Annotated in this window: 12 protein-coding genes; 6 read left to right on the forward strand and 6 right to left on the reverse strand. The window is 53.6% G+C overall.

The window, feature by feature from the left end; translation table 11 throughout:
- Position 1 precedes the first annotated feature (1 nt).
- Positions 2–3,202, forward strand: coding sequence for an efflux RND transporter permease subunit (locus tag OQ371_RS19770; RefSeq protein WP_265990052.1), 3,201 nt, complete (start codon positions 2–4; stop codon positions 3,200–3,202).
- On the opposite strand, the gene OQ371_RS19775 is transcribed toward OQ371_RS19770, so the two are convergent.
- The 3 genes from OQ371_RS19775 to OQ371_RS19785 form a co-directional block, all read right to left on the reverse strand.
- Positions 3,203–3,772 carry an RNA polymerase sigma factor gene (locus tag OQ371_RS19775; protein WP_265990053.1) on the reverse strand — a complete coding sequence of 190 codons (570 nt, stop codon included), beginning with the start codon at positions 3,770–3,772 and terminating at the stop codon, positions 3,203–3,205.
- 254 nt (positions 3,773–4,026) lie between these two features.
- Positions 4,027–5,616 carry a hypothetical protein gene (locus OQ371_RS19780; RefSeq protein ID WP_265990054.1) on the reverse strand — a complete coding sequence of 530 codons (1,590 nt, stop codon included), beginning with the start codon at positions 5,614–5,616 and terminating at the stop codon, positions 4,027–4,029.
- A gap of 217 nt (positions 5,617–5,833) precedes the next feature.
- Positions 5,834–7,111, reverse strand: a complete 1,278-nt coding sequence (locus OQ371_RS19785) for a hypothetical protein (RefSeq protein ID WP_265990055.1) — start codon at positions 7,109–7,111, stop codon at positions 5,834–5,836.
- A 191-nt stretch (positions 7,112–7,302) separates the two neighbouring features.
- Here OQ371_RS19785 and proS point away from each other — a divergent pair, with 191 nt between their 5' ends.
- Positions 7,303–8,775 (forward strand): proline--tRNA ligase, encoded by a 1,473-nt coding sequence (proS, locus tag OQ371_RS19790; RefSeq protein WP_265990056.1) that lies wholly within the window; start codon positions 7,303–7,305, stop codon positions 8,773–8,775.
- A gap of 132 nt (positions 8,776–8,907) precedes the next feature.
- Entirely contained in the window at positions 8,908–9,360 is a 453-nt protein-coding gene (locus tag OQ371_RS19795) for an FKBP-type peptidyl-prolyl cis-trans isomerase (protein ID WP_265990057.1), read from the forward strand.
- A gap of 183 nt (positions 9,361–9,543) precedes the next feature.
- Here OQ371_RS19795 and OQ371_RS19800 read toward each other — a convergent pair whose 3' ends face one another.
- Both OQ371_RS19800 and OQ371_RS19805 read right to left on the reverse strand, forming a co-directional pair.
- Complete coding sequence (locus tag OQ371_RS19800) at positions 9,544–9,927, reverse strand: FKBP-type peptidyl-prolyl cis-trans isomerase (RefSeq protein WP_265990058.1); 384 nt, start codon at positions 9,925–9,927, stop codon at positions 9,544–9,546.
- Positions 9,928–10,027: 100 nt separating this feature from the next.
- A complete protein-coding gene (locus OQ371_RS19805; protein WP_265990059.1) occupies positions 10,028–12,556 on the reverse strand; it encodes a DUF5686 and carboxypeptidase-like regulatory domain-containing protein in 2,529 nt (842 codons plus the stop codon).
- Positions 12,557–12,792: 236 nt separating this feature from the next.
- Between OQ371_RS19805 and OQ371_RS19810 the strand changes: the two genes are divergently transcribed.
- The 3 genes from OQ371_RS19810 to OQ371_RS19820 all read left to right on the forward strand — a co-directional run bounded on the left by OQ371_RS19810 (position 12,793) and on the right by OQ371_RS19820 (position 18,546).
- Positions 12,793–13,995, forward strand: coding sequence for a Pycsar system effector family protein (locus OQ371_RS19810; RefSeq protein ID WP_265990060.1), 1,203 nt, complete (start codon positions 12,793–12,795; stop codon positions 13,993–13,995).
- Between the two features lie 64 nt (positions 13,996–14,059).
- Positions 14,060–14,896 (forward strand): SdiA-regulated domain-containing protein, encoded by an 837-nt coding sequence (locus tag OQ371_RS19815; RefSeq protein WP_265990061.1) that lies wholly within the window; start codon positions 14,060–14,062, stop codon positions 14,894–14,896.
- A 17-nt stretch (positions 14,897–14,913) separates the two neighbouring features.
- Positions 14,914–18,546 carry a BamA/TamA family outer membrane protein gene (locus tag OQ371_RS19820; protein WP_265990062.1) on the forward strand — a complete coding sequence of 1,211 codons (3,633 nt, stop codon included), beginning with the start codon at positions 14,914–14,916 and terminating at the stop codon, positions 18,544–18,546.
- 1 nt (position 18,547) lies between these two features.
- Here the strand turns inward: OQ371_RS19820 and OQ371_RS19825 are convergent, their stop codons facing one another.
- Positions 18,548–19,879: an adenylate/guanylate cyclase domain-containing protein gene (locus OQ371_RS19825; protein WP_265990063.1), complete on the reverse strand. Its 1,332-nt coding sequence runs from the start codon at positions 19,877–19,879 to the stop codon at positions 18,548–18,550.
- Positions 19,880–20,006: the final 127 nt, after the last annotated feature.

The raw sequence follows: 20,006 nt of genomic DNA on the forward strand, positions 1-20,006 counted from the left end.
CATGTTTGCCAATACGTTCATCAACCGGCCCGTAACGGCCATCGTTATATCCATTGTTATTGTTTTAGTGGGGATATTAGCGATTCTAAATTTACCGATCAGTCAGTACCCGGATATTACCCCGCCGGTGGTTCAGGTGACGGGAACGTATACCGGAGCCGACGCCCAGACCGTGGAACAAACGGTGGCAACGCCCATAGAAACCCAGGTCAACGGAACGCCCAACATGCTGTACCTGCAAAGCAACAGCACGAGCGACGGCCGGATGACCATGAACGTCACCTTCGACGTAGGAACCGACGTGAACATTGCCGCCCTCGACGTGCAGAACCGGGTGGGAATTGCGCAGCCCCAGTTACCGGCGGAAGTGACGCGGCTCGGTCTGACGGTTCGGAAACGGAATCCGAGCTTGTTCATGCTGGTCGCCATTTACTCGCCCAACAAAACGCATGGGGTTTCCTTCCTGGATAACTACGCCAACATTTTCATCCGTGACGCACTTCTGCGGGTGGAAGGGGTGGGGGATATCTTCTCCCGCGCCGACGACTTCAGTATGCGGATCTGGCTGCAACCGGATAAAATTGCCCAGCTCGGTATGACGCCCAACGAAGTCATCGCGGCTTTGCAGGAGCAGAACCTGCAGGTGGCCGCCGGGTCGGTCGGTGCTCCTCCGCAGCAATCCTCGCAGGCGTTTGAATACACGGTATTTACCAACAGCCGACTCAGCAAGGAAGACGACTTTCGGAATATTGTGGTGCGCAGCAAGCCCGAAACGGGGTCTATCGTTTACTTAAAAGACGTTGCCCGCGTTCAGCTGGGTAAGTTCAGCTACATCAGCAACTCGTTTGTGGACGGCAACCGCGCGGCTTACCTGCTGCTTTATCAATTGCCGGGGAGCAACGCGCTTTCGACGGCTAAAGGCGTGTACGCGGCCATGGACGAGCTGAAAAAGTCGTTTCCCAAGGATGTTGACTACGTAGTACCGTTCGAATCGGTTTCGGTGGTGCAGGTTTCGGTTGATGAAGTGGTCGAAACGCTGGTGGAAGCGCTGGGATTGGTGACTATCGTGGTCTTCCTGTTCCTCCAAAACTGGCGGGCCACCCTGATTCCGGTGCTGGCCATTCCGGTATCTATTCTGGGGACGTTTGCCTTTTTTATACCGCTCGGGTTCACCATTAACACGCTGACGCTGTTTGGGTTCGTTCTCGCCATCGGGATTGTGGTCGACGACGCCATCGTGGTGGTCGAGGCCGTTCAGCACTACATTGATCATGAAAAGCTTTCGGCCCGCGACGCGACCCGAAAAGCCATGCGGGATATTTCGGGGCCGGTTATCGCCATCGCCCTGATTCTGGCGGCTGTGTTTGTGCCGGTGGGTTTTGTGCCCGGTATTGTCGGACGGCTTTATCAGCAGTTTGCAATTACCATCGCCGTTTCCGTGCTGATTTCCGCCTTTGTGGCTCTTTCGCTGACGCCGGCTTTGTGCGCCCTGATGCTGAAGCCGACCGAGATGAACGAGAAATCGAAGGGGCTAAACCGGTTCTTCTACAAATTCAACCAATGGTTTGACCGCACCAGCAACTCTTACAGCCGGGGTGTCAACCGCCTAATCAAAGCCTCACCGCTGGTGCTGGTGCTGCTGGCGTGTCTGTTTGTGGGAACGGGTTTCCTGTTTAAAGCCAAACCAACCGGTTTTATCCCGACGGAAGATGAAGGACGCGTGATCATTACGTATGAAATTCCGGAAGCGGCTTCGACCGCGCGCAGTTTGGCGGTGCTGAATCGGGTAATGGAAATTCTGAAGGAGCAGCCGTACGTGGCCCACTTTTCGGCCCTGGGTGGTTTGAACGCCGTCACGTTTTCCAGCAAGTCAAACAGCGGTACAGTATTTACGCAGCTGAAACCCTGGGACGAGCGGCAGGATAAATCCGTTCAGATCGACTCGGTGGTGGTGAAGCTGCAACGAGCCCTGTCGACTATCAAAGAAGCTAACGTCGTAGTGATTCCGCCCCCGGCTATTCCGGGGATGGGGCAGACGGCCGGTTTTACCTTTGAAATCGAACAGCGCGAGAGCACCGACGATGTCAGAGCGTTTGACCAGGTGGTGCAGAACTTCTTGGGCGAAGTCAACAAACGACCGGAAATTGCCCGGGCCTTTACCTACTTTACGTCTAAAACCCCGGCTTTCCGGGTGGACGTAGACCGCGAAAAATGTAAGAAACTAGGCATTAACGTCAACGAGGTTTATACCACCATGCAGACGTACCTGGGCAGTATCTACGTGAACGACTTTATCGTTTACGGCCGGAAGTTCCGGGTAGTGGCCCAGGCCGATACGATGTACCGCTCGGATGTACAGCAACTCGGACGGTATTTCGTCCGTAACCAGGGCGGAGCAATGGTACCGCTGAGTACGGTCATCAAAACGCAGGTTATTGAAAATGCTCCGTTGATTTCACACTACAACCTGTTCCGTTCCGTCGAGATTAACGGAAGTCCGAAACCGGGGTACAGTAGTGGTCAGGCTATTGACGCGTTGCGCGAAGTGGCGGACAAGGTTTTACCCGCCGGATACGGGTATGACTTCTCCGGCCTGAGTCGGGAAGAGATCAGTTCCGGTTCCAGTACGGTTTACATTTTTGGATTGTCGGTGCTATTTGTGTTCCTGTTCCTGGCGGCCCTCTACGAAAGCTGGTCGGTGCCTTTTGCGGTTCTCTTGTCCGTACCCATTGGTGCCTTTGGAGCCATTCTGACGCTGACCCTGATTCCGTACCTCAACAACAACGTCTACGCGCAGATCGGTTTGATCACGCTGATTGGTCTGGCGGCTAAAAACGCCATTCTGATTGTGGAGTTTGCCAAGGAGCGCGTTGATCGGGGAGTGGACCTGCTGGAGTCAACGCTCGAAGCCGTAAGGTTGCGTCTCCGACCGATTATCATGACCTCGCTGGCCTTTATTCTGGGGGTATTGCCGCTGGTATTTGCCAGCGGTGCTGGTGCCGTTGCCCGCAAAACCATCGGTTGGACGGTATTCGGCGGAATGCTGGCGGCTACCTCACTCGCCATTTTTGTGGTGCCGGTGCTGTTTGTGGTGATTACCCGGTTTGCTTACGGGAAGGAAAAGCTTGCTGAACTCAAGGAGCAAGCCCGGAAACGCGAAGAAGAGCAACTGGTTCAGGAGAGCGAAGAACTGAAGCTGTAATCAGCACAGCAGAGCGGTCTGATCCTGATGAAACGTTTGGCGAAGCTTGATAAGCGCCATGCGAGTCCAGGATTTGACCGTTCCAAGCGGTAGGTTAAGTTGTTCCGCGGCTTCCTGCTGGGTATACCCCTGAAAGTACAGCAGGTCGATTACCTGCCAGTGTTTGGGGTCCAGGCTCGTGTTGACGGCATCGCTGAATCCGATGTAGCCCGTATTAGTCCAGACCGCGCCCATTCCGGGCACATAGCCCTCCATCGGTAATTCAACCTGGAGGGCTTTTTTATTGGTATGAGCGCGCAGGTGGTCGTAAGCGGTGTTGCGGGTAACGTGAAGCAACCAGGTAAACAGACGGCCTTTTGCGGGATCGTGCCGGTGAATATTTTTCCAGATTTTGACGAAGGTATCCTGCAGGATGTCCTGCGCTTCGGTTTCATTCTGAACAATTTTGGTGATGACGCCCAGCAGTGTCGAGGCATACCGATCATATAATTCCCTGTAAGCAACACGGCTATGTGATTTCAACCCGTCAATCAAAGCCGCTTCGCAAGCGGTCGTAAAAAGCTTTTTCAAATGGTAGATAGAAAGTAGTGATCGACTTTCTCGTGTTTAGCGTTGTATTGGCCGAAAACCGTCAACCGTAAACAGGAATGTAGATACTTAACTTTATCGGCTGAAGATTGTTCAGGATGTGATTATACGGATTGTGAATTTGATAAAATTTGAGTTGAAATACTTAAGTATACAAGAAGGGCTTCCAGTTATTCTGGAAGCCCTTCTTGTAAAGCAAGATCACGTCGTCATAAGAAATACTCTGAACAGTTATGTCAGAAAAAGACGCCAGCGGACAACGTAACATTGGTTACCTGGTTGTTTATCTGAGCAGAGGGCGATTGTGAGTATGGAGAATAAACGGTTTTGAATGTATTATAAGTGCCGCTAAGGTCGGTGAAAAAACGGTCATTGCGAACACCCACCCCGGCAGAAACTAACAGTTTGTCACGGTCGATATCGCGATAGGCTTGTTTGTATGGATCAGGGAGGTAAGCAACGCCACCCCGGAAACGAAGAAAGCCAGCCCTCACTTCTGCACCCACTCTGAAATTAACGGCATTGTTGTAAGTGCTTTGAACACTCTGTTTTACATCACTTTTGAATTCGTTGTTATCCTGGACGTTGTTGTACATGTCCGTACTAGCGCGCATTCCCTGGTAGCCGACATAATCTACCGACGCTGTAATAAATCCAATCTTGCTAGCCCCCAAAAAGTAAGTAGCTCCAGCGGATGCGCGGAAGGGACTCGTGATGGAATATTCAAAGTTATTGGGAACGACGTCTATACGCTGGTTGTCGGGTGTGAAATAGACCGTCTGTCCATTTTCATCAACTCGGGGTATGTTAACCGCATCGGTGAAGACGCTAGAGTTAAACGTCTCTTTTACAGAATAAAAAGTTGGCGTAGTTGCCGAGACGCCGATCTGAAAGCTTGGATCCAGCTTGTAAATGAGCCCTAAAGACAGATTGATACCGTTTCCCGTAGCTGAAAAGTTATCGGTTTGTCCAACGCTTCGATAAATTTGTCCGCCTACCAGAGATTCCCGATAATCATTGTCAAAATCGTATCGAATACGGGTCAGCGCAATCGACCCTCCAACATAAAGCTTATTATCAAGATTACCGGCGTAAGCTATCGTCCATTGTGAGGTTGCCCCCGACGAAGAGAACGTATTCCGCTGATCCGTTGGTAAATAACGCTGGTTATTCGGATAGAGCGGACTTTCATCAAATCGATTATAGGTGGTCTGATTTGGGTTTGCGGGATTTGTAACAGGATCAATTAAGTACAGCTGATAAGCCGCTGCGGAAGCAAAGTTCGCTTGGTTGTCAGGGGCGGGAAAATACTGCTGGTCCATTTGCGCTCCTGTTAAATTACGGCTGTTGGCATCTTCAACGTACGAATCAACAATGGAGTTGTTGGAATTTCGCCCCTGAAAAGAAAATAGATTGGCAAAGCTGTTCTGTCGGTTGTACGTTATTCCTAAAGCGGTCCGTTGCCAGCGACGGTTTTCGCTCTGGCGATTGCCCGCCAAAACCAAACCAAACTGAACAATGTTCGGATTGCCTTTCGTATTCGAAGAAGTTTGATTCAGATACCGAGCTTCCGTGTTGACAAGATTCAAGGATGGGCTTAAGCTAAGTTCTGAGCGGTTGTAAAAACCCAGACCGGCCGGGTTACCGAATACGGAACTGGCGTCTCCCCCGAGGCTGGCGTGGTTGCCGCCCAGGGCACGCATCCGGGCGGTTCCGGTTTGCGTTACTTCTGAATACCGAAACGCGTCGCCAGCGTAAATATCGTTCTGGCCAAGGGCTGAACCTGCGTACAGGAGCAACCCCACAATGCAGAGGCTATTTTTCATACAAGTGTGTTCTAAAAATGAAAGTCATGGATCGGGTTTGCATTTTCTGTGGACTTTAAGCTATAGATGTGTTTTGGAGCGGTTTGGTTTAAATTAACCCGAAAAAACGAGTGTAGTTTTAATGCAACCATGTGCTCAGCCCGATAATACAACGAAAAAGCCCGACGATTGTAACAATCGTCGGGCTTTTTATTTCTGATTATGTAGTCAGTATTCGTCAACGGGGACCACGCGATCCGCCACCGCCGGAGTAACCACCCCCCCCGCCACTGGATCCACCACCACCCCGGCTACCGCCGAAGGAAGGTGAACTGTAGCTCGGTTGTGAAGGCGGGCTATAGGTGCGCTGCGGAGCTTCATAAGAACGGCTTGGCGCCTGGTACGTCCGAGTTTCCTGCGAAGCACCAACCCGTGATCCGCTGTTATAGGACGGGGCTGAATATGTACCCCGGCTGTTCTGGCGCGGAGCGGCATAGTAATCCGAGTTGTTGGTGCTAGGTGTGGTATAGCTTGGTCTGCCGGATGGATTTGTATTGCTCCGGCTACCACCGCTACCTGATTCACCATAGTAATAGCTTCCCCGGCTGTTGGCACGACCTGTACCGTAAGAACCCGTATTGACCGTTCCGCCTGAGTTGTTCGGACGGCTGTAATACGTGTTGTTGGCCGTGTTATTCGCCGAATTCCGTTCACCGGACCGGCGACCGCCGTTGTTATTGTTGTAGCTCCGTGGCGTGTTTACGAAATCGCTGTTGTAACGATCCCGGGAGACACCCCGCCGGGCACCGTACGTTGCGTTGCGGTTGGCGCCAATCCGGTCGTAGTTGTTAACAATAACCGGGCGCCCGTAACCACCGCCGTACATGTACGGGTTGTAGAAGCTGTTGAAGCCGTACCCATAGCCAAAAGGCGAGTAGGCATAGAACGGATCATAGAATCCACCGCCAAACCCTCCGCCGTAGAAGGGACTGTATGCGTACGAGCCACCCCAGAACGGATCGTAGAAACCGCCATAACGCCAGCTGTTGAGACCACCCCACCCCCAGGACGACATCCCCAGACCAATGCCCAGGTTCATTCCACCGAAGAAGGGACTGTTCCAGCCCCAACGGTTCCAGGATGAGTTCATCATTGCGGTGTTGTAACCGTTCGCAAAACCGTTGGTATAAGAGTTGTCCGAAGACCAGCCTGGATCGGGAGAAATACCGCGCGTTACTTTACGGGCCGTCACTTCGCTATAATACTCATCATCGCCCAGTCCTAAAGTCTGATCATTGTAGTCCGGATTGGCGTTCATGCGGCTGTCTTCATACCGTTGAGATGCGGTCCGGGTGCGTTCGACTGGTCGTGATTCCTTCGATGCGTAAACGGGAGCGTCGGCCGAAGATCCGTACAGGTCATCGGATTCACCCGCTAAATTCTTACTGGAGCTACAGCCCCAAAAGCCGAGCACAACCAGTAGTGAGAGGTATTTCCAAGTATGTTGCACTTTCATGGTGTTGTGGTGTAAAAAAAGGTTCAAAGGGACCCGCTAAATCTAAAACACAGAAGTCGGCAAAATGATTACAACTAAGCCGTTTGATTACAAATATAGGAGAAAAACCTATCTTTGCAAGCTTCTCATAGTATTAGACCCACATTTATAGGTGATGGTTTAATCCCAACAAAAATATATTTCAGTCAGTCATGGCAAAAGCAATTCCTTCGCGTTCCGAAAATTATTCCGAGTGGTACAATGAGTTGATAAAAAAAGCCGATTTGGCCGAAAATTCGGCGGTTCGGGGGTGCATGGTGATCAAGCCGTATGGCTATTCGATCTGGGAAAAAATGCAGCGGGCTTTGGACGATATGTTTAAGGAAACGGGCCACACCAACGCCTACTTCCCCTTGTTCATTCCGAAATCGTACCTCAGTAAAGAAGCGTCCCACGTCGAAGGATTCGCCAAGGAGTGCGCCGTCGTGACCCACTACCGGCTAAAAAACGCGGAGGATGGCTCGGGCGTTATCGTGGACCCGGAAGCCAAGCTGGAGGAAGAATTGATTGTACGGCCCACCTCAGAAACCGTCATCTGGAGTACATACAAAAACTGGATTCAGTCGTACCGGGACCTGCCCCTGCTGATCAACCAGTGGGCCAACGTGGTGCGCTGGGAAATGCGCACCCGGATTTTCCTGCGCACCGCCGAGTTTCTCTGGCAGGAGGGCCATACCGCCCACGCAACCGCTCAGGAAGCCCAGGAAGAAACCCGGCAAATGCTGGATGTATACGCCCGGTTTGCGGAAGAATGGATGGCCGTGCCGGTTATTCGCGGGGCCAAAACCCCGAACGAACGGTTTGCGGGTGCGGAAGATACACTGTGCATCGAAGCCATGATGCAGGACGGTAAAGCGTTGCAGGCCGGCACGTCGCACTTTCTGGGGCAGAATTTTGCCAAAGCCTTTGACGTAAAGTTCCTGACGAAAGACAACCAGCAGGATTACGTCTGGGGAACCTCCTGGGGAGTCAGCACCCGTTTGATGGGCGCGCTGATCATGGCCCATTCCGACGACGACGGCCTGGTGTTACCGCCCAAGCTGGCGCCCATTCAGGTGGTGATTGTTCCCATTTTCCGCAATGACGAGCAACTGGCGCAATTGTCCGAGAAAATCAACCCGCTGATCAAAGAGCTTCGGAAAGCCGGTATATCGGTGAAATTCGATACGAGCGATGCCAACAAACCAGGCTGGAAATTTGCCGAATACGAGCTGCGGGGCGTGCCCGTGCGGCTGGCGATGGGAATGCGCGACCTGGAAAACAACACGGTGGAAATTGCCCGCCGGGATCTGAAAACGAAAGAAACCATTTCCTTCGACGGTCTGGTGGCGCATATCCAGCAGCTACTGGATGATATTCAGGCCAATATTTACCAGAAAGCCGCTCAGTTCCGGCAGGAAAATACGTTTCGGGTGGATGCGTATGAAGCGTTTAAGGAACAGATCGAAAAAGGCGGATTTCTGATGGCCCACTGGGATGGCACGTCCGAAACCGAAGAAGCCATCAAGGAAGAAACCAAAGCCACTATTCGTTGCATCCCGTTCGAGGGTGAGCCGGAAGAGGGCGTCTGCGTCTACAGCGGAAAACCGTCGAAGCAGCGGGTCGTGTTTGCCCGAGCTTATTAAGAAGGGTTGGTGCCCGAATAGTAAGCGGCTGAACACTAAACGGTAACGGCGAGTTAATTCAAATAATCGATAAATCGTGACCGACTTTCGGCGGGTTTACCTAGTTTTGGGCACACAATTCACTCTTCTATTATGGCACAAGCAAAAGCTGGAGATACGGTGCAGGTGCACTATACCGGCAGAAAAAACGATGGTACCGTGTTTGATTCGTCCAGCGGTCGGTCGCCCCTGCAATTCCAGGTTGGGAGCGGCATGGTCATCAAAGGGTTTGATGAAGGGGTGAAAGGCATGGAAGTCGGAGAGGCCAAAACCGTGCGGATTCCCGTGGAGGATGCCTACGGCCCGTCGAGCCCGGACATGGTTTTCGAATTTGACCGTTCGCTCATTCCCGATGATATTGAACTGGAAGTCGGCCTGACCCTGAACATGCACCAGGACGGTAATCCGCAGGCGGTACCGGTTGTCGTGCGGAACGTAACGGCTACTTCAGTGACGCTGGATGCCAACCACCCGCTGGCGGGCGAGGAACTGATTTTCGACATCGAACTGGTTGGAATCAACCCGTCGAAGTTGATTTTGGAATAACTTTCGGCAACGCCGGGAACAAGCCAAGGGCGGAGTCACTGGATAAAACCGGTCGGTCCGTTGCCAGTAGGATAAAACCGGCTACTAGATAAGTGAAAACCGGCGTGGTACGAACCAAAGTCATCATGACTTTGGTTCGTACCACGCCGGTTTTTTAATTTACCGGAGCGGCAAGGAACGCTCTTAATTGATCCGGATCAGGTCAATTTTGAAAATCAGAATGGAATTGGCCGGAATACCGCCCTGAGCCCGCGAGCCGTAGGCCAGGCTGGGGGGGAGGTACAGGGTAATGCTGCCGCCCGGCGCAATGAGGGGAATCCCTTCCTGCCAGCCCGAAATGAGTTGATACAAGCCAAAGCTTATGTTTTTGTTGCTGTCAAAGATTTTGCCGTTGGTCAGCGAACCTTCGTAGTTGACGGTCACGTTGGAACGCACCGTCGGTTTAGGGCCCGAACCCGGTGAATGAATGATATAATAGAAACCGCGTTCGTCGGCCGTGGCGGAAATTCCGCTCGCATCAATAAATTCTTTCAAAATCGCTACTTCGGCCTCTGGTGCTTTTGCCATAAAAATGTCGGATTAATTAGAGAACATTTGCGGGTGCAAGATATCACATTTCCCCAACACTCCACCCGTTCATTTGGCCGTGAGGTAAGTCACTCTATTCTTATAAATTGACCCAGGCCGAAACTTTAATGCCGAACGTGGAGACATTCGGGTTGTTGCGGTACGTTAACCGGTGAATCGCATCAACCCGGAAGACTTTGAAAATGTTGTCGATGCCGTATCCCACTTCTACGTACGGCGCCCGGCTCATCGCCTGGAAACCCAATACCGTTTGACCCAACTCGTTGGTGGGCGGAATCAGGGTCCGGTTGGCTTCACTCACACCGCCCAGAAACACCGCCCCAGTTGCCAGAAACCGCCATTTTAACCGCCGGATCGCCGGAATGCGGTTGAAAAAAAGTCCTTCAAAGTTGTGTTCCCCGAGCACGCCCACGTAGCGGTCGCTGACGAATTCAAAGAAGTTCATCAGGTTGTACGCATTCTCGACCCGGAAAAACGTTTCGTTGCCGAGCGGAATGTAGAGCAGCGGATACGGTATGGTCGACGGGATGTAGCCCGCGTTAATCTGGTAACGGGTTCGCCCGAGCACCCCCATCCGGAAGGAATGCCGCAGATTCAGGCTGAAGCGGTGGTACGCAAAGTCGCCGTGCAACACATTGCGCAAACCGAGCTGGTAGCGAAACGTCACGACCGGACTGCTGCTGCCCACCACCGAAAATCGATCGTTTTCGCTCTGAATCATCAGGGCTCCGGGGGCAAACCGGGTTTCAAACTGCATTTCGGTGGTTCGGTAAAAACTGGACGTGATCTGGTCCGGCTGGTTTACGGAATAGGCAAACGGAAACAGCGGTTCAAACGTACGGTTGCGGAGGCTGATGGTTTGCGTAACCCCTTTGCCCAGTTCGCTTTTGATGTAGGTGGTCTGCGATTCCTGCCTATAAGGCCGCCGGAGCGTACCGAAACGGGTGTAAGCCGCAAAAATGGTATTGCCGCCCAGGTTTTCCGACGAAGCCCCCAGCCGTTCGATGTCGTACGTTTTTTCGATACCGGCAATGGTGTACGGTTTTTTCCGAACGACGTAATCAATGTTCATGCCGTATTTCAACTGCTGATCGCGCGTGCCGTACGCCAGGTAACCGCCCAAAATCCACCGCCGACTGAAACCGGTATTGGTCCGCAGCCCCAGCCGCAGCCGGTGCCCCTCCACAGTGTTGTAGGCGTAACTGTTCAGCAGTGGACCTACATCCAGGTGAACCGGCCCCAGCGAGTAGTAACCTACCATCGTCAGGTTGACAATTTCGCCCAGGACCTTCATGAACGGAACGTTCCGCACCGAATCCACGACTTCGAAAGCCCGCAATTCCTCCGGCCCCAGGTTTTCGGGGCGGTTGTTCTGCCAGTAGGTGGGTGATTTTTCGCTGTATCCTTCCAGCAGTTCCAGCGGTGGCTCGTAAAATCTGGCTTCCTGCGGCCGGTTGACCTGCACGTTCCGGGCGGCCATGTAAAACCGCACCAGCGCCCCCGGCGCGTTGGGCGTCGGCTCGTCGGTATCAATCAAAAGCTGCGTCAGAACCGGCAGGCGGACGGGATTGGTCTGGGTGCTGTCACCCACTTCCTCCCATTCCTGTTCCAGCCGGATTTCGTCGACAAAATTAATGTTGGCCCGCTGGTCAATCCGGGCGTCGATCTGCGACAACCCCAGGCGCGTCGTATCAATCCAGGCGGTTCCGGAAAAGGCCAGATCCGTCGCCCGTTTGGGTTCAAAATCAATCTGATAGCAAACCATGCCGCCAACTGCCACCGTGTCAATCAACCGATACGTATAGATGGCCTGCCAGGCCTGGCCGAGCGGAGAGGGCAGGTCCTTGCGCAGCAGACTGATGTAATTGCGGTAAAAATTATATTGTTGAAACGAGGAGCCGGTGAGCTGGGCGGCCACACCGCCGTCGCTGACCCCAACACCCGACGCCCGGCTTTTCAGGATACGTTCCTTGGTTTTTTGCGGATTCGAGCGCTGGTAGTATTCCGATATAGTTTCGGAAACGTAAACCGGCACGGCGGGTTTGCCTTGGCTGTCGTAAATAGCGGGTAGCTTGGATAATAATTTCCCGACCGGACCGCCCCCGCGGCCTTTCTTGCGTTTGTTGGCAAAGTTGTTCACGTACGCTTCGACTTTTGAATAACTTTCGTACTGGAAAGCCGTCAGTTGGTCGGGATCGAACTGATCGCGCCGTCGAATCGTTTCCCGGATGATGCGGTAAGCCGGGTCACCGCCTTTGGCGTAAATTTTGACCTCCTGAAGCCGATTGGCCGCCGACGTCAGTACCGCGTTAATGGTTTGGCTGGCTGCGGAAGACAGGGGGTATGAGCGGGTCTGGTAACCGACGCTGGAAAACAGCAGGGAGTCGCCGGTTTGGGTGGTTACGAGGGAGTACTGGCCTTTTTCATCGGAAGTGGTTCCGGCGGTTTTTCCCCGGATGGCAACGCTGACGAAGGGAATTCCTTCACCCGTAGCCGCGTCGGTGATGCGGCCACTGATTTTAAGGGAGGTTTGCGCCAGAACCGGGAAATAGAGTGTGCTCAGAATCAGGAAAATGATGCCAGACGACCCCCGTAAAAAGTGCTTCATGCGTTGATGCAATGACTTAAAAGAATACGCGTTTAACCTAAATGTAGTCAACAGGGTTTACCAAATGAAATGATTTCGAGCCATCCGTCGACGAATCGTCGAAATGTCTAGGCTCACTACCGGAATTATCCTATAATTAGGCGTGGTAAAACCACACTGCGGTTTCCCTTAGACTTTGTTTACCATTTTATGTCACAAATCCGTACCTTGTTTTTCGGACGTTATTGCCTCGCTTTATGCTCACTGAAATATCCTTAATTGACCGTACGCGGGAATACGCCGAAACGTTGCTGCGTGCGCTGCCCGAAGAGCTGGTCTACCACAACCTCAAACACACCCTGCAAGTAGCGGAAGCAGCCGAACAGATTGGCAAACAGGCCGGTCTGAACCAGGAGGAGCTGGAAAACGCCATCATGGCCGCCTGGCTGCACGACATCGGGTACGCCCAAAAACGCCAGCAGCACGAAGCCGCCGGGGTTGACATGGCCCGGCCCTTTCTGGAAGAGCTGGGTCTGAGCGAAGAACGGATACGGGTGATCACCGACAGTGTGCTGGCTACCCAGTTACCGCAGAATCCGCACACCCGCGTGGCCGAAGTGGTTTGTGATGCTGATCTTTTTCACCTGAGTTCGGATCGTTTTTTTGAACGCAGTGAACTGATGCGGCAGGAGTTTAAGAATACAACCGGAAAGGTGGGCAAAAAGAAGTGGATGCTGGGGTCCATCACGCTCATGGAATGCCATCACTATTTCACAGACTATGGCAAAACCGTCCTGACGCCTTTAAAGGAGAAAAATCTGGAAAAAGCCCGTCGGAAGCTGGCTGAACTGGAAGCGGACGACGAGGGGAAAGAAGCGTCGCCCGCCGGAACCCGCCCGCCCGAAGACGAACCGAAAAAGCCCAAGCGGCCCGACCGGGGCATCGAAACCATGTTTCGGGTTACGTCACAGAACCACTTTCAGCTCAGCGCAATGGCCGACAACAAGGCCAACATCATGATCTCGGTTAACACCATCATTGTGTCCCTGATTGTCAGCATTCTCATTCGCAAGCTGGACGAGTGGCCGCAGTTGATTATTCCGACGGTTATGCTGACGATTAGTTGTTTAGCCGCCACCATTTTTGCCATTCTGGCGACCCGGCCCCACATCACGAGCGGACGGTTTTCAAAAGAAGATATTCATAACAAACAGGCAAATCTGCTGTTCTTTGGGAACTTCCACAAGATGGACCTGGTCGACTACGAATGGGGAATGCGGGAGATGATGAACGACGCCGATTTTCTGTACAGCAGCATGACCCGTGATATTTACTACCTCGGCAAAGTGTTGGGCAAAAAATACCGGTTGCTGCGCATTGCCTACACAATGTTTATGTTTGGCTTTGCGGCTTCGGTACTGGCGTTTGGCGTTGCCGCGTATTTCTTCCCAACCCGGTAATCAGGACAGTCGTGGGCGTGTGAAGAGTTCAGGGCGCTGGGAACGCTGTTAAATTTAAAAATCAATGATTAAAATATCCATCTGTTTACTGGCCTTGGCCGGTTTTTTAAGTGCTTGTGAGTCGAAAAAAACGCAGGCGGATCAGGTTGAAGAAACGGCCGAACGCCAGACCGTTCCCTACGATTTAAAGACGCCCGTCAAACGGTTTACGCTCCCGGATGAGCTGGAAGAAATCTCCGGACTGTCGTATTATAAACCAAACCAGTTGCTCTGCGTGCAGGACGAACTAGCGGTGGCGTACATCTACGATGTGAAGAAGGAGCAGATTGCCGACTCCTCCCTTTTTGGTAATTACGGCGATTTTGAAGGGATCGAGTGGGTTAAAGATGAAATTTATACCCTGAAAAGCAACGGCGATTTATACCACTTCAAGCCGTTTTCGAAGTCGATTGCGCGCATTCCCGGCAACCTGCCCGGCAAAACGGAAGTGGAAGGGCTGGCCTATGACCCCGAAAGCGACCGGCTGCTGATTGCGGTCAAAGAGGGCGGGAAAAAAAACGACAAAGTGATCTACATGTACGACCTGAAATCGAAAGTTCTTTTTCAGGGGATGATTCTGAAAGAGCAAGCACTGACGGAAGCGGGCATCGATCCGAAAAAATTCAAACCATCCGGGCTGGCGGTTCACCCGAAAACCGGCGATTTCTACCTCTTGACTTCCGTAGGCAAAAGGCTGGTGGTGGTCAACCGCAAGGGCCGGATTGTAGCCTCGGAACCCCTCGATTCAAAGCTGTTTCGCCAGCCTGAAGGCATTTGTTTTACCCCCGAAGGAACGCTCTACATTGCCAGTGAAGGCGACGGCAAGGCGGGTTACATCCTGGAGTTTGCCCACCAGCCCTGAGGGAAACGAATTCGCTTATGAAACGACTTTACCCGGCACTTTTCCTCTGCTTCCTGATTTCTCACGGGGTTTGGGCCCAGTCAAAACCGTACACACTATTTCTGCTGGGCGATGCCGGTGAGCCGCAGCCGGGGGGCGACGAGGTGCTGAAAACCGTTCAGCATCAGCTCCGGACCAGCGGGTCCAACAGCAGCATTATCTACCTGGGCGACAACATTTACCCACGCGGTATGCCGGATTCGGCCCACACCGACCGGGCTGACGCCGAACGGCGTATGCGCGATCAGCTGGCGATTCTGAACGGATTTAAAGGACGGGCTTTCGTGATTCCGGGCAACCACGACTGGCAGCAGGGCAAGCGCGAGGGCTGGCAGCGCGTCCGCCATCAGGAAGCTTTTGTAACCGCCCAACTGGGCCGTGACGATGTGTTTTTCCCGAAAGACGGCTGCCCCGGTCCGGTCGAAATTGCCCTGAATCCGGAACTGACGCTGGTGCTGATCGATACGCAGTGGTGGTTGCATCCGTGGGACAAACCCGCGGAAGAATCGGATTGCGAAGCCAAGGATTTGCCCTCGTTTCTGCTGCTGCTGGACGATGTGCTGGCGCGAAATCAGGACAAGAAAGTTGTGCTGGCGGGCCACCATCCGATGTACAGCCACGGCGAACACGGCGGTTACTTTACCTGGAAAGATCATCTGTTTCCGCTTACCGACATCAAACCGAACCTGTACATTCCCTTGCCGGTGATTGGCTCCATCTATCCGGGATACCGCTCGCTGCTGGGTAACATTCAGGACATTCCGCATCCGAAGTACAAGCTGCTCCGCAACGGCCTTGTGGCCCTGCTGAAAAAATACCGCAATGTGCTGTATGTCAACGGGCACGATCACAACGAACAACTCATCCTGCGCGATTCAACCTATTACCTGACCAGCGGCAGCGGCTCCAAGTCGGTGGCCGTCAAAAAGGGGCGGAACAGCTTGTTTGCGTCTTCCGCCAAAGGATTTGCCCGGCTGGATTTCGACGAAAAAGGACAAACCCGCATCCGGTTTATGGCTCCGGAGGGAGAAACTGGAAGGGTTTTGTACGAAACAACCATTCAGGTACCGGTTAAACCCAAACCGACTGCCGAGAACCCGGCGGTAGCCGTAGCGCAAACCACCCTCGCCAGTGCGCAGTACGAAGCCTCACCGTTGCACCGGCTGATGCTGGGCGACAACTACCGGAGCGTCTGGCGGGCTCCCGTTACGGTGCCGGTGCTGAACCTTCGGCAGGAAGCGGGCGGGCTGAAACCGTTGCAGCGGGGTGGGGGAATGCAGACGTTATCGTTGCGTTTGCGGGGCCACGACGGCAAGGAGTATGTTTTGCGGTCGGTGGAAAAGTACGCCGAAAACGCCGTTCCAGAATCATTCAGAAGCGGTTTTGTGAACGATCTGGTGCAGGATCAGATTTCGGCTTCGCACCCCTACGCGGCCCTGGTTATTCCGCGTTTGGCCGATGCTGCGGGCGTGTTTCACACCAACCCCAAACTGGTCATTGTTCCGGATGACTCGCTGCTCGGACCCTACCGCCGAGCCTTCGCCCGGACGCTGGCCTTGTTTGAAGAACGCGTGGATGGCAGTTACGAGAACACCGGCGAATTTGGCGGGACGAAGAAAATTTACAGCACCACCAAACTGCTCGACAAACTGGCCGACGATAACGACAACCGCGTTGACCAGCGGGCGGTGGTACGGGCGCGCTTGTTCGACTTGTGGCTGGGCGACTGGGACCGGCACGACGACCAGTGGCGGTGGGCCAGTTTCAAGAAAGGCAAAGGCGTGATCTTCAAGCCGATTCCGCGCGACCGCGATCAGGCTTTTTTCGTTAACATGGGCGTCATTCCGCGCATGGCCAGCCGTAAGTGGGCCATGCCGAAGTTTCAGGGTTTTTCCGCCACGATTCGGGACGTTCCGGGGCTGGCCTTCAATGCCCGTTATTTCGACCGGACGTTTCTGACCGAACCGTCGCTGGACGACTGGCTCCGCACGGCCGATTCGCTGTCCCGCCAACTAACGGATACCGTGATTGACGAAGCCCTGAAGCAGCTACCCGAAGCGACTTACCAGGAAACGGCGGCTGCCATCAGGACCAAGCTGCAAAGCCGACGGGCCGAACTGCCGCGCTACGCGGAGGAGTTGTACCGTTTTCTGGCCCGTTCGGTGGACGTAACGGGCAGCGAGAAACGGGAACGGTTTGTGGTTGAGCGGCAACCCGATGGCTCCATGACGGTAACGGTCTACAAACTCAAAAAAGAAGGCGATTCGGGGGATCAGCTCTACTGGCGCGTTTTCCAGCCGGCGGAAACCGACGAGGTCCGGCTGTACGGTTTTGGGGGCGACGACGAATTTGTGGTGCAGGGCGAAAGCCGAAAAAGCATCCTCCTGCGCATCATTGGCGGCAAGGGCCAGGACCGCATCACCGACCAGTCGAAAGTTTCGGGTATTTTCCGAAAAACGATTGTTTACGACACCAGGAAAACGGTAACCGAAACCGGCAATGAGACCCGGCTGCGGCTTTCCGGCAAACCGGCAATCAACGCGTACGACCGGAAGGCGTTTAAGTATGACGTGCTGCTTCCGCAGGTGTCGGTGCAGTACAACCCCGACGACGGCCTTTTTCTGGGCGGGGGCGTTCTCTACCGCAAGAACGGTTTCCGGAAAGAACCGTTTGCCCAGCAGCACCGGTTTGTGGCCAACCACGCCTTTGCCACCGACGCTTTCAACTTCAATTACGACGGTCTTTTTACGGATTTAATCGGGCGGGCGGACCTGCGGCTGGATGCCGACATTCAGGCTCCCAACTACGTCTATAACTTTTTTGGGTTGGGCAACCGGACGGTTTTCGACAAATCGAAGGGTATTTCGTACTACCGTACCCGGTTTGAAAACATCGCGCTGGGCGCTTTTCTGGAGCATAAGGTCGGCAACATGCGGCTGTTTTACGGTCCGGCGGTCGAGAGCATTGAAGTGGAAGAAAACCAGCAACGGTTCATCGGTGAATTCGCTAGCCGCCAACCCGACGGACAAAATCTGTTTGAACGCCGGTGGTACGCGGGCCTGAAAGCGGGTTTTCTGATTGATAACCGGGACGACCGGGTGGTGCCCTCGCGCGGCATTTACTGGCGAACCGAGTTGCGGGCCTACGAAGGAATTTCGAACCTGGCCCGGAGTCTGACCCGCCTGCAGTCCGACCTGGCCTTCTACGCGAGTCTGCGGCTGCCCACCACGCTGACCATTGCCACGCGGTTGGGCGGGGGCATCAACTTCACGGATTTTGAGTTCTTCCAGGCCAACACGCTCGGCGGCTTGTCGAACCTGCGGGGGTACCGGCGCACGCGGTTTGCCGGTCAAAGCACACTTTACAACAATACCGAATTGCGGTTGAAAGTCGCCACCCTTCGGACGTACCTGTTCCCCGCTTACCTGGGGCTGCTGGCGTTCAACGACGTCGGGCGGGTTTGGGTGAAGGGCGAGAACTCGCGGCACTGGCACCACGGCTACGGCGGGGGCGTCTGGCTGTCGCCGTACCGGCAAACCGTGATTTCGCTGCTGTACGCAATGTCAGAAGAGGAAAAACTGCCGCTGCTGCGGGTCGGTTTTCTGTTCTAGCTCAGGACAGTTTGTAGAGTTCTACGCCCGCTTCCATGCCCTTCACATCCACCACGCCAAGCTGTTCGGTCAGGGCGGGGTGAAAGTCGGAGAGCTCGTTGATCACGTCCTGCGAAACCAGCATGTTGGTACCGTATTCCTTGTTCAACTGTTCGATCCGGGCGGCCAGAATAACCACCGTGCCCGTAATGGAAAACTGCTGGCGGGTTTCGGTTCCGATGTTGCCAATGACGGCATCGCCCACGTGGACGCCAATGCCGACGCTGGTGGGAATAATCCGGTCTTCCAGGACGGCTTTCTTGATTTCGGCGATGATCTCCAGTCCGGCCTTGACGGCATTTTCGGCGGGATTACGGAGCGGTATCGGCGCCCCGAACGTAATCATGCAGCCATCGCCCAGAAACTGATTGACCACTCCACCGTGGCGGTTGACGATCTCGACAATGATGCTGAAAAAAGCGTTCTGGTAGGTCACAACCTCGTCGGCGGTGTGTTTGTCGGCGTATTTGGTAAAGTTCCGGATGTCGAGAAACAGCACGCTGACCTTCATGTGCTGGCTTTTGAGCATCCCTTTTTCCTTGATGATCAGGTCCGCAATTTCCGGGGAGACCTGCTGGCCGAAAAACGTGATCAGCTGATTCTGCGTCTCGCTCCGTTCGATGGAGCTTTTGATGCTGATCTGAATCTGCCGCGAAACGTAACCGGCGCAAACTCCGCACAGCAGAAAGATAACCGATTTGACAATGTAAGCAAACGACGTGGTCAGGTAAAGGCTAAACGAGCCCGCCAGCGTCGACGGTTCTTCCAGGAGGTAAACGCTCAGGAGCAAAAACTCGACGCAGGCAATCAGACCCGTGTAAAACGAAATCCAGAAGTTGAGCCGGAGGGTGGAGAGAATGATGAAAAAGTAGTACAGCGTTGTCAGGGGCGACAGCATGACCAGAATCGGATGGTCGAACTTATCCGAAAGCAGGTACAGCAGCAGCGTCAGGGCCGAAATTTCGAAGGTGGCATTGAGGTACTTGGCCAACTGGGGGATGGTAAATCCTTTCTGCGCCCAGATCCGAAACATGTTCCACATGTTCAGCTCATAAAGCGACATAAAGACCAGAAAAGGCAGAACCACCCGCATAATTTCATTCCTGGCCTGCTGGGGGTACGAATCGAGGGGCAGAGTCAGGTAGAAAAATAATGAAAGGAGCAGCCCGACAACAAAAACGCCCGACAGCAAGCCCGCCCGTTGTTTTTCGCGCCGAAGATTTTCCTGGGAAAAAGTAAGGTTAAAGTAGGGACTGATATCCGCCTGTTCCTGCCGGTGGTAAATAAACGTCATAGCGCCACATTTCGTATTTTGCTTACTAGACAATACCACCGGCAAATAAATTCCATTTCCGATAAACTACCTAACGCAAGCCAACGAAGCAGCAATTACAGGGAGTGAACCGGCAAACGAGGCAGTT

Origin of the sequence: Larkinella insperata, from assembly GCF_026248825.1 — a bacterium.
In the GTDB taxonomy this organism is placed as follows: Bacteria; Bacteroidota; Bacteroidia; order Cytophagales; family Spirosomataceae; genus Larkinella; species Larkinella insperata.

Bases quoted from the DNA above. Each gene is read 5' to 3' on its own strand.
- OQ371_RS19770 (WP_265990052.1), top strand. From the start codon at position 2: ATGTTTGCCAATACGTTCATCAACCGGCCCGTAACGGCCATCGTTATA.
- OQ371_RS19780 (WP_265990054.1), bottom strand. From the start codon at position 5,616: ATGAAAAATAGCCTCTGCATTGTGGGGTTGCTCCTGTACGCAGGTTCA.
- OQ371_RS19785 (WP_265990055.1), bottom strand. From the start codon at position 7,111: ATGAAAGTGCAACATACTTGGAAATACCTCTCACTACTGGTTGTGCTC.
- proS (WP_265990056.1), top strand. From the start codon at position 7,303: ATGGCAAAAGCAATTCCTTCGCGTTCCGAAAATTATTCCGAGTGGTAC.
- OQ371_RS19795 (WP_265990057.1), top strand. From the start codon at position 8,908: ATGGCACAAGCAAAAGCTGGAGATACGGTGCAGGTGCACTATACCGGC.
- OQ371_RS19800 (WP_265990058.1), bottom strand. From the start codon at position 9,927: ATGGCAAAAGCACCAGAGGCCGAAGTAGCGATTTTGAAAGAATTTATT.
- OQ371_RS19805 (WP_265990059.1), bottom strand. From the start codon at position 12,556: ATGAAGCACTTTTTACGGGGGTCGTCTGGCATCATTTTCCTGATTCTG.
- OQ371_RS19810 (WP_265990060.1), top strand. From the start codon at position 12,793: ATGCTCACTGAAATATCCTTAATTGACCGTACGCGGGAATACGCCGAA.
- OQ371_RS19815 (WP_265990061.1), top strand. From the start codon at position 14,060: ATGATTAAAATATCCATCTGTTTACTGGCCTTGGCCGGTTTTTTAAGT.
- OQ371_RS19820 (WP_265990062.1), top strand. From the start codon at position 14,914: ATGAAACGACTTTACCCGGCACTTTTCCTCTGCTTCCTGATTTCTCAC.
- OQ371_RS19825 (WP_265990063.1), bottom strand. From the start codon at position 19,879: ATGACGTTTATTTACCACCGGCAGGAACAGGCGGATATCAGTCCCTAC.